Origin of the sequence: Orlajensenia flava (assembly GCF_004801905.1) — a bacterium.
In the GTDB taxonomy this organism is placed as follows: Bacteria; Actinomycetota; Actinomycetes; order Actinomycetales; family Microbacteriaceae; genus Orlajensenia; species Orlajensenia flava.
Window position 1 is genome coordinate 156,122 of sequence record NZ_SSSN01000005.1, and the last position, 13,001, is coordinate 169,122.

Annotated in this window: 14 protein-coding genes; 2 read left to right on the plus strand and 12 right to left on the minus strand. The window is 67.4% G+C overall.

All coding sequences use genetic code 11. The features are described from left to right. Positions 1-76 precede the first annotated feature (76 nt). Together E6C70_RS08455 and E6C70_RS08460 are read left to right on the plus strand one after the other, a co-directional pair. Complete coding sequence (locus E6C70_RS08455) at positions 77-772, plus strand: response regulator transcription factor (RefSeq protein ID WP_136424109.1); 696 nt, start codon at positions 77-79, stop codon at positions 770-772. Next, entirely contained in the window at positions 765-1,850 is a 1,086-nt protein-coding gene (locus tag E6C70_RS08460) for a sensor histidine kinase (RefSeq protein WP_136424110.1), read from the plus strand. Before E6C70_RS08455 ends, E6C70_RS08460 begins: the two co-directional genes overlap by 8 nt. Here E6C70_RS08460 and vanX read toward each other — a convergent pair. The 12 genes from vanX to E6C70_RS08520 form a co-directional block, all read right to left on the minus strand. Continuing rightward, positions 1,843-2,451 (minus strand): D-Ala-D-Ala dipeptidase VanX, encoded by a 609-nt coding sequence (gene vanX / locus E6C70_RS08465; protein ID WP_136424111.1) that lies wholly within the window; start codon positions 2,449-2,451, stop codon positions 1,843-1,845. The genes E6C70_RS08460 and vanX overlap by 8 nt on opposite strands. Then, positions 2,448-3,482 carry a D-alanine--(R)-lactate ligase gene (gene vanA / locus E6C70_RS08470; RefSeq protein ID WP_136424112.1) on the minus strand — a complete coding sequence of 345 codons (1,035 nt, stop codon included), beginning with the start codon at positions 3,480-3,482 and terminating at the stop codon, positions 2,448-2,450. Before vanA ends, vanX begins: the two co-directional genes overlap by 4 nt. Continuing rightward, on the minus strand, positions 3,475-4,389 hold the full coding sequence (locus E6C70_RS08475) for an NAD(P)-dependent oxidoreductase (RefSeq protein ID WP_235833382.1): 915 nt from the start codon (positions 4,387-4,389) through the stop codon (positions 3,475-3,477). The genes vanA and E6C70_RS08475 overlap by 8 nt, the downstream gene beginning before the upstream one ends. Before the next feature lie 608 nt (positions 4,390-4,997). Further along, positions 4,998-5,996, minus strand: a complete 999-nt coding sequence (locus E6C70_RS08480; RefSeq protein WP_136424114.1) for an amidohydrolase family protein — start codon at positions 5,994-5,996, stop codon at positions 4,998-5,000. Positions 5,997-6,137: 141 nt separating this feature from the next. Continuing rightward, positions 6,138-6,446 carry a PIN domain-containing protein gene (locus E6C70_RS08485; protein WP_207670069.1) on the minus strand — a complete coding sequence of 103 codons (309 nt, stop codon included), beginning with the start codon at positions 6,444-6,446 and terminating at the stop codon, positions 6,138-6,140. A 401-nt stretch (positions 6,447-6,847) separates the two neighbouring features. Next, positions 6,848-7,738 (minus strand): hypothetical protein, encoded by an 891-nt coding sequence (locus tag E6C70_RS08490; protein WP_136424115.1) that lies wholly within the window; start codon positions 7,736-7,738, stop codon positions 6,848-6,850. A 267-nt stretch (positions 7,739-8,005) separates the two neighbouring features. Further along, positions 8,006-8,377, minus strand: a complete 372-nt coding sequence (locus tag E6C70_RS08495) for a MarR family winged helix-turn-helix transcriptional regulator (protein WP_136424116.1) — start codon at positions 8,375-8,377, stop codon at positions 8,006-8,008. Next, on the minus strand, positions 8,347-8,742 hold the full coding sequence (locus tag E6C70_RS08500) for a ribonuclease HepT family protein (RefSeq protein ID WP_136424117.1): 396 nt from the start codon (positions 8,740-8,742) through the stop codon (positions 8,347-8,349). The genes E6C70_RS08495 and E6C70_RS08500 overlap by 31 nt, the downstream gene beginning before the upstream one ends. 27 nt (positions 8,743-8,769) lie before the next feature. Then, a complete protein-coding gene (locus E6C70_RS17165) occupies positions 8,770-9,267 on the minus strand; it encodes a helix-turn-helix domain-containing protein (protein WP_136424118.1) in 498 nt (165 codons plus the stop codon). A 58-nt stretch (positions 9,268-9,325) separates the two neighbouring features. Then, positions 9,326-10,069 (minus strand): response regulator, encoded by a 744-nt coding sequence (locus tag E6C70_RS08510; RefSeq protein ID WP_235833354.1) that lies wholly within the window; start codon positions 10,067-10,069, stop codon positions 9,326-9,328. After that, entirely contained in the window at positions 10,056-11,342 is a 1,287-nt protein-coding gene (locus E6C70_RS17030) for a sensor histidine kinase (protein WP_136424119.1), read from the minus strand. Before E6C70_RS17030 ends, E6C70_RS08510 begins: the two co-directional genes overlap by 14 nt. A 1,273-nt stretch (positions 11,343-12,615) precedes the next feature. Next, on the minus strand, positions 12,616-12,993 hold the full coding sequence (locus E6C70_RS08520; RefSeq protein WP_136424120.1) for a RidA family protein: 378 nt from the start codon (positions 12,991-12,993) through the stop codon (positions 12,616-12,618). Positions 12,994-13,001: the final 8 nt, after the last annotated feature.

Here is a 13,001-nt window from a genome sequence, read left to right on the forward strand (position 1 = left end):
TCCGTCGCGGCGTGTCGCCGCCCGAGAGGTGAGAACGCTACGCCAACGATATGTTCCCGCTCGTAGCATCGGAACTATGCGTGTGCTGGTTGTCGAGGATGAGCCCCTGATGGCGCAGGCCATCCGTGACGGGTTGAGGCTGGAAGCGATCGCGGCCGACATCGCCGGCGACGGGGATGCCGCTCTGGAATTGCTGAGCATCAACACCTACGACATCGCGGTGCTCGACCGTGATATTCCGGGACCATCGGGTGACGAGATCGCGCAGGGCATCGTGGCCTCGCGCAGCGGCATGCCGATCCTCATGCTCACCGCCGCCGATCGGTTGGATGACAAGACGTCGGGTTTCGGCATCGGCGCAGACGACTACCTCACCAAGCCGTTCGAGTTTCACGAGCTCGTTCTCCGCCTGAGAGCCTTGGATCGGCGGCGGGTGCACAATAGGCCGCCGGTGCGCGAGGTCGCCGGACTGCGTGTGGATCCCTTCCGCCGGGAGGTGTATCGAGACAGCGTATACGTGGCGCTGACCCGCAAGCAGTTCGCGGTGCTGGAGGTTCTCGTCGCGGCCGACGGCGGCGTCGTCAGTGCCGAGGATCTGCTCGAGCGCGCGTGGGATGAGAACGCCGACCCGTTCACGAACGCGGTCCGCATCACGATCTCCGCCCTGCGCAAGCGCCTCGGCAGACCCTGGGTGATCGCCACGGTGCCCGGCGTCGGCTACCGCATCGAGACGGAGCTGAACGCCGACGATGAGCGGGGTGATCGTGAATAGAACTCCTGGCCTCAGCGTCCGCCTGAAGTTCACCCTCAGTTACGCCGGGTTCCTGCTCGTCGCCGGTGCCGTGCTTCTCGCGGTGGTGTGGGTGTTCCTCCTGCGGTATGTGCCCAACCAAGACGGTCAGGACGCTCTGACGCCGTTCGGTCCCAGCCGGGACGACCTCCTGCGCGCGTTCGTGCCCGCGGCCGCCTGGGCTTCTCTGGTCCTGCTCGCATTCATGGTGTTCGGCGGATGGTTACTGGCCGGCCGCATGCTGGCGCCGCTCGACCGCATCACGAGGGCGACGCGGCGGGCGGCGACCGGATCGCTCTCGCATCGCATCGAGCTGGAGGGTCGTCGGGACGAGTTTCGGGAGCTCGCCGACAGCTTCGACGTCATGCTCGCCCGGCTCGAGGCGCAGGTCGCCGAACAGCAGCGGTTCGCCGCCAACGCGTCCCATGAGCTGCGCACCCCGTTGGCGATAACGCAGACCCTGCTCGACGTCGCCCGCAACGATCCGCGTGGCGAGAGCGCAGAGCTGATCGAGCGTCTGCGGACCGTCAACCTCCGCGCCATCAATCTGACGGAGGCACTGCTGCTGCTCAGCCGCACGGGCCAGGGAACTTTCGAGAGGGAGGCCGTCGACGTGTCGCTGGCCTCGGAGGAGGCCGTCGAAGCACTGCTTCCACTCGCGGAGAAACGCGGCGTGACCATCGAGATCTCGGGAGCGATCACCGTCACGGATGGCTCGCACACCCTGCTTCTGCAGTTGGTCACCAATCTCGTGCACAACGCCATCGTCCACAACCTCGCGCACGAGGGCTCGGTGTGGGTGAAGACGGAGACGGATGCGCAGCACGCGGTGCTCATCGTCGAGAACACGGGTGCCCAGCTCAGCCCCCACCTGGTGGCAACGCTGACCGAACCGTTCCAACGCGGCAGCGCTCGCACCCGCACCGACGATTCCGGTGTCGGCTTGGGCTTGGCGATCGTGGAGAGCATCAGCCGGGCCCATGACGGTTCGCTCGCCATCGAGCCTCGACCGGGTGGTGGCCTGCGGGCCGTAGTGAGGTTGCCCGCGCTGCTCAGGTGAGGGGAAAGTCGAAGAAGGTGTCGGGGTAGGGCTCGTCGATCATCGTGTAGTGCCACCACTCGGTTTCGTAGGCCCTGAACCCCGACGCTTCCATGATCGAGCGAAGGTGGAGCCGGCTTGCGGCCTGAGCGCCCGAGATTCCGGGGGCGCCGTGGGAGGAGACCGGATCCATGAGGTCATGGTCCCCTCCCATCCCGGCGAGTTCGCCATCGGCGAGGTGGAACAGCGTGAGGTCGAGAGTGCCGCCTCGGCTGTGTCCGGACTCTGCGGCGACGTATCCCTGCTCGACCATCTCAGACCTGGCGATGTTCGGGTAGTGCCGCCGCTTCGTGCGGCCGTCCTCCGGTTGTCTGGACCAGCTCAGAAACGCGTCGACCGCGCGTTGCGGGCGATATCCGTCCCAGAGGAGCAGACCGAAACCTCTCGCCGCCGCCTCGGCGCGGGCCCGGTCGACAGCGGCGCAGAGAGCCGTCGTGCCGGCGATGCGATTGGTCAGGTAGCCGTCGACGGGTTTGCCCGTGAAGTTGTCCCAGGTGGCGTACTTGGCATCCCATCGAATGCCCGGTACGAGCTCGTCGATGTAGACGAAGTCGCTTCTCATCGCTTCGACCCGGTCATCGCCAGTGCCACCAGGCGGTCGATCACGTCTGAGAGCGGCATTCCCGCGGCTGCCATCATCCGTGGGTAACGGCTGTACGACGTCAGCCCCGGCAGCGTGTTGACCTCGTTCAGGATGACGGTTCCCGCGGGGGTGAGGAACATGTCGACGCGGGCGAGCCCTCGGCATCCGAGCGCGGTGTAGACGCCTCTCGCCGTCCGCTGCGCGAGTGCACGAGCCTCAGCAGAGATGTCGGCCGGAACGATCGGTACGGAGTTGTCGGAGCCGTGCTCCGGCGCCCTCTCCTGATGGATTCTGAAGAAGCCGTGCGTCAAGGCGATGCGGTCGACCTCCCCGACGATCAGGTCCGCGTCGTTCCCGAGCACCGCGCAGCCGACCTCGCTGCCGAGGACGGTCTGCTCGATGAGCACCTTCGAGTCGAATCGCCGCGCCACCTGCAACGCGCTGGCCAGGTCCTGCCTGTACTCCACCTTGGTGACGCCGAAAGAGGAACCCGACCGGGCGGGTTTGACGAAGACGGGGTAGTCGAGCGAGTCGGGGTCGACTTCTTCAGAGGAGGTGAGCGTTCGAAACGGCGGGGTCGGGATGCCAGCGCTGCGCGCGACGATGTAGGCGAGCGACTTGTCCATGCACAGGGCCGAACTCGCGACCCCGCAACCCACGTAGGGGATTCCCGACAACTCCAACAGGCCCTGCACGGCGCCGTCTTCGCCGGTCTTGCCGTGCAGCACCGGGAACACGACGTCGAGACGGAGCGCCTCGACGTTCCCGTCCTGACCGACGAGGAGCCCGTGCACACTGCGATCGGGTGAGAGCATGCCTGGCCGAGAGCGGCCCTCATTCAGCTCGGGGCCGTCGCACAGTGACCAAACACCCTCGGGCGAAATGCCTATCCAAAAGGGTTCGTAGGCGTTTTCGTCGAGGTTCTTCGCGACTTCGCGGGCGGACTTGAGGGAGATGGCGTGTTCTTCAGAACGACCACCAAAGATGATGCCGAGTCTCAACTTAGCCACGGGAACTCTCGCTTTCGAAGTTCGAACAATTGATGAGGCCGTTCACGACGGTGTCGCGCAGGGCTTGGTCGGTGTAGTACGCCGAGTGGGGACTGATGACCACGTTCGGATGCCGCTGCAGTCGCAGCAGCGCTCGGTCGGCGAGCTGTCGCCCCCGATGGTCGGCGTAGAAGATCGCGTCTTCGCCTTCCACGACGTCGAGCCCCGCGCCGCCCAGCCGGCCGCTCTCCAGGGCCGCGAGGAGAGCTGCGGTGTCGATGAGCGCGCCGCGTGCCGTGTTGACCACGAAGGCGCCGGTCTTCATGCGGCCGAGGCGTTCGGCATTCAGGAGGTGGCGGGTGTCGGCGTTCAGCGGTGCATGCAAAGTGACGATGTCGCTGCGCTGCAGCAACTCGTCGAGCGGAATGTACTCGGCCGGGATCTTCCGGCCGCTGTCGCAAGCGATCACCGGTGAGCCGAAACCGCGGAGCCTCTCGATGACCGCAGCGCCGATGCGGCCGGTGCCGACGACGCCGACGGTGAGGTCGCGCAACTCCTTTCCCCGCAGTTCGGGCAGCCGAAAGTCGTGGGCATCCGTTCTGCGAAGCATCGACGTGGCGCGCCGCACCAGCATGAGCATGAGCATGAGCGCGTAGTCCGCGACGCTGTCGGGGGAATAGGCGACGTTCTCCACCGTGATGCCGAGGCTGTTCGCGTACGACACATCGATGTGGTCGTAGCCGATGCTTCGCGTGGAAAGGTAGGCGACGCCCATCCGGTGCAGGGCGAGGAGATCTGCATTCTTCACCGGCGTCTTGTGCCCGACGCTGACGCACCGGCTCCCCCACGCCAAGTCGACATTCGAGGCCGATAGCGCGCTCGCCGTGATCGTGGGCAGAACCCGCAGACCCGGTGCGAGTTCTCGCATCAAGTCGGCCTCATCGGGCTCGGCACCGTAGACCGTCACGCCGGTCAGGCGCGGTTGCGGCGCTGATGGAACGGATCGAGCCGGTGTTCCAGCGGTCGTCGGGTTGGGCATGCTTTCAGCCAAGCGGGACGGGTGTTGCGCACACGTATGCTCATTTCGATATGCGAACGATACGTTGGTGGCCCGGTGGGTTCGGCCCGCGGTCCTTCTCTCCCCAATCGGCGCCGCGTCACGTTCTGGCTCGGCGTAGGAGTCGACTTGACGCTTCTGTCGATTCACCGGCATCCGGAGCGGTGAGGTGACACCACCTGTCGGTTCACCGGCATCCGGAGCGACAGAAAGTGTCAACTCGCTTTCCACACCGACCGAACCTGGTGTGGCGTATAGCGAGACGGCGGTATCCGTCGGGCGAGTTGACGCACTCTGTCGGTTCACCGGCATCTGCGGCGAGTTGACACTTTCTGTCGATTCATCAACGTTCGCAACGGTGAGTTGACACCACCTGTCGGTTCACCAGCATCCGGGGCGACAGAAAGTGTCAACTCGATTGCGCACCGAGCTAGAACCGGGTGCGGCGCGCGGCCAGCGGAGCGGCATCCGTCGTCGCCTCAGTGGTTCGCGCCGGCGTCCAGGTCGATGCCGAAGAGTCGCCGGGCGTTGCCCTCGGTGAACCGGGCTCGGTCGTCGTCAGAGTCGAACGCGGCCAGGAATTCCTCGATCTCCGCACGGGTGGGCCGCTGAAAGGGGTAGTCGGTCGAGAACAGCAGCCGGTCGATCGTGGTCGCCGTCAGCGTGTGCTCGAGCAGCGCCGAGTTGAACATGCCCGAGCTCGTGATGAACACGTTCGACCGCACGTACTCGGATACGGTGCGCTCCAGGCCCGCAGTTCGGGCGATGCTGTTCACCCGGTCCTGCCAGAAGAGGAGCAGTTCGCCCCAGTGCCCGAGGATGATCTGCAGGTCGGGGTGGCGGTCGAAGGTGCCTCGGGCGATGAGCCGCAGCGCCGCCGTGGCGGCCTCGAGGTGCCACCCCCACCCGAACGTCGACAGCGCGAGCTCGGTCAGCTCGTTGAATCCCGAATAGGCGGATCGGCGGATGGCGCGCGCCGGAATCTGAGGGTGGATGAAGATCGGCTGGCCGAGGGCTGCGGCGGTGGCGAACAGGTCGTCGTAGTGCGGGGCGTCGAGGGGGATGTCATCCGTTCGTCCGTAGACCATCGCGCCGACGAAGCCGGCCTTCGCGGTGCGTTCCAGCTCGCCGGCGACGGCACTGGGTTCGGCCATAGGAAGCGTCGCCATGGCACGGAAGCGCGCCGGATTTCTGCGGACAGCGTCGGCGGCGATGTCGTTCAGGTCGCGGCTGAGGGCTACCGCGTCGGCAGGGTCGAGCGGTCCCGTCGCGGGTGGTGCCACCGACAGGATCTGCATGTCGATGCCCTGCTCGTCCATCGTCGCGATGCGCTGGGCATCGAGGTCTTCGAGCCGCTCGAGGTTGTCACCCATCTCATTGAGCACCAGGCTGTCGTCTCGGTGCGAGGCGGGCAGCCTCTTCAGCGCTGCCGTCAGCTCGGGCGTCGTCCAATGCTCTTCGATGCCGATGACCGTCATAAGATTCCCCTCGACGAGCCGGAGAAGGCGTGAACACCAGCGATCCCGTGACGCGAATCTAGCAAGCTCCGGCCGAACCCGTCGCCGAGTCCGGATGCGACCATTTCCGACGGTACGCCTAGGGAAGTGGCGACTCGACCTTCACGCTCGGGCATCGTCGCGATCGAAGGTGACGAACCGTGCACCCGTCTCGACGGCGGATGCGGCGTGCGCGGCGTCGACGACGAGGTTGCCCCGCGCGTCGCCCTCTCGACAGCATCGGTCGAAGGCGTCCCAGTAGCCGGCCCCGGAGGCGATCACGATCACCCCGCTCGCGCTTCGCAGAGCGGATGCCTGTTCGAGTGCGGTCGTCGTCGGCGTCGGGTCGACGAAGATGCGCGGATGCGTCACGACCCGAACGAAGCCGGCGAGCACGGCATCCGTCACGCCGAGAGGCTCAGCATCCGCCACGCCTCCTCGAGCCACTCGGCGAGTTCGGCGTGGTGCTCGACATTCGTGCGGAAGGCACCGACGAGGACGTTGACATCGATGAGCAGCATGTCAATCGCTCATGCGAGCGAGAAGGTCCACCGAGTCGCTGAGATTCACGCCGGGCAGGACGCCGCTGCCCCGGTACGGCTCGACCCGAAAGCTCCTCGCTGGCGGTTCCTCGCCAGCTCCTCACGGAGTGCCTGCTCGATGAGCGAGGTCACGGTGCGCCCCTGGTGATGTGCGCGCTGCTTTGCGGCGACATAGGCCATTCGCCGCCGTCGAAAGGACTCTGATTCCGATGCCGGAGCTTGCAGGCAGACACCGCCGAAGCGACGGCTGCGACCTGCCGACGAGTGCGGCGAATGCACGGTGCTGGTCGGCTAACCCGCGACGTTGGTGAAGATCGCCTCGTCGTACGCGAACGTGCTCGGCGTGACCTCCACCTGCAGGCTATTCGGGTCGGCGATCGAGTAGGCGGCGGTCCAGGTCAACGACTGGCCGGGTAGAACCGTCGAGGTGGGCGGTGCTGGCGTGAGCGCCGCGTTGTCGGAATCGAACACATCGGATGCCGCGACGCCGGCACTGGTGACCGTCGGGAAGGCGAGCACGTCGAGGTTCTTGGTTGAGCCGTTGACGATGGTGAAGGTGAGGGCGACGTTGCTCGCTTGGTCGGCGCCATAGGCGTACTCGCCCGGCGTGAACGGAGTCGGTGCCGAAACCGAGATGGTCACGCCGTCCTTGTAGGCGAACGTGTCGCCGAAGTTCGGGTTGACGACCTTCGTGTCCGCAGCATCGGAGTCCGATTCGGCCGCGTCCGTCGCAGCCGGGGCCGGCTTGCCATCGGTGGTGTCCAAAGCGCTGCTGATCGAGGTGGACACGACCGCGAAGAAGACGACGAATCCGACGATCGTGCCGACGACCGACAGGACGAGTGCCGTGATCGTGGCCCACTTGCTGCCATTGAGGAAGAAGCCGACGATGGAGAGCACGAAGCCGACCGGGAGGAGGATCCAGCCGACGATGAGGGCGCCGGGCACGCAGGCGAAGATGAACCCCACGGCTGCGACGACGAGGGCGATGATGCTCAGAACGTGCGGCTTGCGCTTCTCGGCGAGCGGCGCCGGCGTCGGGGCCGGTACAGCGGGCGCGGCGGGGATGTAGTCGTCCCCAGCTGCTGGTGCTCCGTTTTCGACGGGATGCCAGACGTTGTCGGTGCCGAGGTAGTGGCCGTTGACGACGTCCCCTGGCTTGTAAGCGGTGTCTTCACTCATATGCTGTGTTCCTTTCGATGTGCATGCATCGGTCGTCGTGCCGGTGCAGGTCGCATCCGTTCGCCGCTCGATTGTCGGGCGGCGCGAGTCGGCGACGAGGGTTGGCCCAGACTGACCAGAAGGCGCGACCTTCCCCGATTCGGCGGCGACTCGTCCATCGTGCCCGAATCGCGAGCGTGGCTTCTAGACCTCTTTCGGGGGCGGTGCCAAGGTTTCGGAGGCGGTGCGATGCGCGCATCGACCCGCTGTTCAACCCGACCAACCGAATCAGCGGCACGCGCTGCGAGAGCCCGCGGTTGGGGCCAACCGTGCGCTGCAGCTGAGGGAACCGCGTCGGAAGCCGCCCGCAGCCGTGATCCGCAGGGTGGAGGCGGCTCCCGCGAGAGCCGTCGAGTCCTCGACGAGCCCCGCCCGGCGCAATCCCTCGACCGCCGTGTGCGTGCTCTGCACGGTGATGCGGGAGCGCCGGGCGAGTTCGCTGAACGAGATTCCCGGCGCCGAGCGGAGGTGCCCCATCAGGGCGTACCCGCGGATCGAGAGCTCGAGAGTGCTCAGCAGCCCCGCCAGCTCCGCTTCGTGCGCGCGCGCGATCGCCAGCAGAGCGATCGTCAGGCTGAACGGCGGCGGCGCGTCGGGCATGCCCAGATTCTGAGCTTCGGGATGCCTGCGTTTCGGCCCTCGGTTCGAACCGACGACCGTGCGGCGGACCGTGCGCCGATAGTCGTCGCCTCCTTCAGCTGAGCAGTGACTGCCGGCGAACTGCGTGCGTGGTCGTGAGCGATGAAGGTGCGGGTGGCGCGGATGCCCGGCCAGTCGACCGACGCATGGCTGTCCCGAAAGCTCGCCGGCAGGCGATCCGCCGCCGTCGACAGATCCATGACGACCGAGCGGGCAATTCGTCGCTGGTCATCATCATCCGGGTCGAGGAAGCGAGCGCGGCCGCGCGAAACCACGCGGGCGGCGGTGACACTGAAGCGGCGGATGTCGTCGAGGATGGCGGCCACCCGTGACGGGATCATCGTGCCTCGCGCTCATAGCGGAATCGACTCGCGCCGGATCCGGTCGATCGCGTCGCCCTCGCCACGGTCGGAGATCACGTCGACGGGGCTGCTCAGCAGCGCCTCGGCCTCCGCCATGAATCCTGCCAGGTCGAACAGTGAGGTTCGGGGTCCCGGTTGGACGAGGAGGTCGACATCCGAATCGGCGTCGGCATCACCGCGGGCGACCGACCCGAACACGCGGAGCTCGGTGAGTCCCCGTCGAGCCGCAGCGCTGAGCAGGGCGGAACGCTGGCCGCGCACGCGCGCCACAGTGGGCACCCGGAGTGCACGGTCCATTCGCTCGAGTGTCTCAGCGTTCGGTTTTCGATGCCCGAGCTCGTACGCCGACACGTTCGGCAGGGGCACTCCCGCCTTTGCGGCGAGTTCGCGCTGAGTCAGGCCGGCGGCGATCTTCGGGCGCGCAGCGTCTCCGCGAGGGTTGGTGAGCTGGGCACGTCGCCGGTATAGCGCGCTATACGGCTCAGCGATCGGGACGGCCCCTGGTCAGGTCTGATTAGAAGCGTTCTATCAGGTCCTGTTCGTGACCTCACGAAGTCGGCGGTTCCTGGCCGAGCACGCCGACGACCCCGGACCGTGCATCGACAGCCCGCCCGCCGGTTCCCGGACCAACCAGCCGATTCTCATATGCCCAAATCAGCACATGTATCCGGTCGGGCACGTCGAGCTTGGCCAGGATCGCCTTGATGTGGGTCTTCACAGTGTTGCCGGTGAGAAACAATCGCCTGCCGATCACCTCGTTCGACGCGCCGGTCGCCAGTGCCAGCAGAACGTCCCGCTCCCGCGGCGTGAAGGGCGCCAACAGCACCTCGGCATCCGCGGTTTCCGCGGTGCGCCTCGCGAAGCTCGTCAGTATCGCGACGGCGTGAGGCGCGAGCACCGAGTCGCCCGCGTGTACAGAGCGGATGCCGGCAGCCAACTGCCCGGCCGACACGTCTTTCAGCAGGAATCCGCTCGCTCCCGCCCTGATCGCCGCCACGACGTACTCGTCGATGTCATAGGTGGTCAGCACGATCACCCGCACTCCCGCGTGAGCGGCAAGCAGCTGCCGCGTGGCGGCGATGCCGTCGAGGTTCGGCATCCGAATGTCCATCAGCACGACGTCGGCTGGGTGGGCGTCGGCTATCGCCAGCAACTCGCGTCCGTCCGAGGCTTCCGCCACCAGAGTGAGGTCGTCGTGAGCCTCGATCATGATGCGGATGGCCGAGCGGATCAACGGCTGGTCATCGGCCACGATCACGCGGATGGGTCGGCCAGGCTCAACCGTAGACACGGGGGCTCCGCGTCGTGGACCGCGAATCAGGGCCGAGCGGGAAGCGAACGCACGTGGTCCACCCGGCTGACCCGTCTTCGCGGGGTCCGCTCCGAAACCCGTCGCCGGCCTGTTCTGCGCGCTCCCGCATGCCGCGGATGCCCCGACCGGCGACTCCCGGTTCCGCGACGTGTCCCCGACCATCATCGCTGACCTCGATGACGAGCAGATCAGGCCCCCACTCCACCCGGACCTCGGTGCGGGTCGGTGGATGCGTGTGTTTCAGGGTGTTGGTGAGCGACTCCTGCACGATGCGCACCGCTGCGGCGTGCACGGCCGCGCTGCACTCGCGCTCCTCGCCGACCTCGACGAGCGAGGCTGTCCGGCCGGGAGACGACGAATTCTCCACGAGTCGCGCCACGTCGGCGAGCCGGGGCCCGGGCTTCAGCGGCGCGGGCTCGCCAGCGTCATCGAAGACCCCCAGCATCCCTCGCATGTCGACCATCGCGCTCCGCCCGACCGCGAGCGCGCTGTCCAGCGACTCGCGGGCCCGGTCGTCATCCCGGCCCAGCAGCACCCGTGTCGCCTCGGCTTGCGCGAGCATCACGGCCAGCGAATGCGCAACGACGTCGTGCACGTCGCGTCCGATCCGCCGTCTCTCCTGCGCGATCCGCTCGCGTTCGCGCTGCATCTCGAGTTCGAGAGCCTGCGCCTGCGCCAGTCGACGTGCGGCGGCGGTGCGCCGGGACTCCCGCTGGTAACGGCCGAGTACCCACGCTGCGCCCACCGAGGCGAGCACGAATCCCGTGAGCACGACGAGCGGCTGCGGGTCTGCGACGCCGCGCAGCAGACCGATGACGGCGATCAGGCAGGCACCGACAAGTCCCACGACGACCGCTGCGAGATCGAGCACGCGGTCACCGCCGGCGGACGCCGTGTAGAGGATCACCAGGTACACCGCACTGCTCGGCAGCAGCACCGCGAAGCTCGGCAACCCCGGCAGGCTAGCGGTCGCCAGAGCCAGCATCACGACGGATGCCACCACGAACGCCGTGCGGGCATACGTCCGCCGCGCCGCGACGCTGCCATGCAGCACAAGGAACGCGACAACGACGACCGCAGACCACCACGGCCACCGGGCGGCGGACCCGAACACCTCGAAGAACGTGAGCGGAGCAAGCGCGACGGCGTAGACGAGTGCGAGTGCGGCATCCGCCGTCGACGGTCGCCACCGGCGGGTGCGGCGCCATCCGCTCCTCGCCGCTTCCGGCTGCTCCACGCCCCAGTCGACCATGTCGTCGTCCACGCTACTGAAGCCGGCGGTGCCCCGAAAGCTCTCTCACCCGCACGGGTGAGGCGGGCCGGCGGATGCGCTCCTACAGTCGGCGCCATGAGTACTCCAGCGCAGGCATCCGTCCCCTCCTCCGTCCACGAGGACGCGCCCCGAGCGTCGGCCGTTGTGACGGGCATCGCTGCGGCGGCATCCGTTCTGCTCGTCGTGATCGGCGTGATCTGGCTGGTGGTTCCGCGCCTCAACGCCTTCAGCCCGGAGTTCGCCACGTCGAACACGTCCTTGATCAGCGGACTGATCGGACCGTACGCGACAGCGATTCTGGCGACCATGCTCGGCGTGTGCGGCCTGGGGCTGGTCGTCGCGCTGCGGCTCGCGCCGTCCCGACCGCCGGGCTGGCTGGTGAGCGGATGGGCGGCCCTCGTCGCCTGTGGAACCGCCCTCGCGTTCGGATCGCTGGGGCTGATCGCGATCACGGGATACCTCTTCGGCATGGCGATGGTGGTGGCCGCGGTCTTCGTCGCTGCGCTCATGGTGCGCCGGTCCTCGCGCGCCGGGCTGGTGCTGATCGCGGTCATCGTGGTCGTGGTGGGAGCCTGCGTGCTTTTCGGCGTGCAGTGGACGGATGTCGCGACGCTCCTGTGGGGCATCGGCTCGGCGCTGTGGGCGCGCATCGGTGAGATCGGCGCCGATGTCGTCGCGGTCGCGGCGATCGCTGGATTCGCCGCGATCGCGATGGGCGCGTTCCGTTCGGGCGCGACGGGTCGCCGCTTCGAAGCCTGGTTGGTGCGGCATCGTCGGCTGCTCACGATCCTCGCCGCGGCCGGGCCGCTGCCCTACGCGATCGTGCGGGCGACCTGGCTGACGCCGTGGCCGCTGTTCGGACCTTCCGGCGCAGAGATGGCCGAGTTGCCCGAGATCCGGGTGACCGGCCTCATGCTCGGTTCGGGTGCGGTGGCGGCGAGCATCCTGACTCTCGGGCTGATCCTGCCGTGGGGCACTGTCTTCCCGAAATGGATGCCGGGCGTCGGCGGCCGGCGCGTGCCCCCGGCGGTTGCGATCGCGCCGGGGCTGGTCGCCGCTCTCATCCTCTGCGTGTCCGCCGTTCCGATGCTGCTCACCGGCGCCCCCGCTGAGGGGCACGATCTCGCGACGACGCTTCTCGTCGCGTTGGTGCTCCCGTTGTGGTTCTGGGGTCCGGCGCTCGCGCTCGCCGTCTGGGCGTACGCGGCCTGGCGGCGCGCAGAGCCCGGGTACGGCGAGGGGCCGGGTGACTTCAGCCGAGGAACGCCGTCATACGGATCGACACGAGTACTCCTGGAATCACCGCTCCCAGCTTCGCGGCGTACCGGGTCGGCGGATCCTGGGGAAACCAGCGGCCGTACTCCTCGTTCATCCCGGCGAAATCTTCGGGATCGCTGAGCAGCACGCCGACCTCCACCACGTCGTCGAGGGTCGCGCCTGCTGCGTGCAACACCGCTTCGCAATTGGTCAGCGATTGTCTGACCTGGTCGCCGATGGTCGGGCCCGCCAGCTGCCCCGTTGCAACGTCGATTCCGGTTGTGCCCGAGACGTAGACGAACGGACCGGCCTTGACGCCTTGGCTGTACATCGGCGACGTCGGAGCTTGGCTGGTGACTATGACCTCACGCATATTGCAGA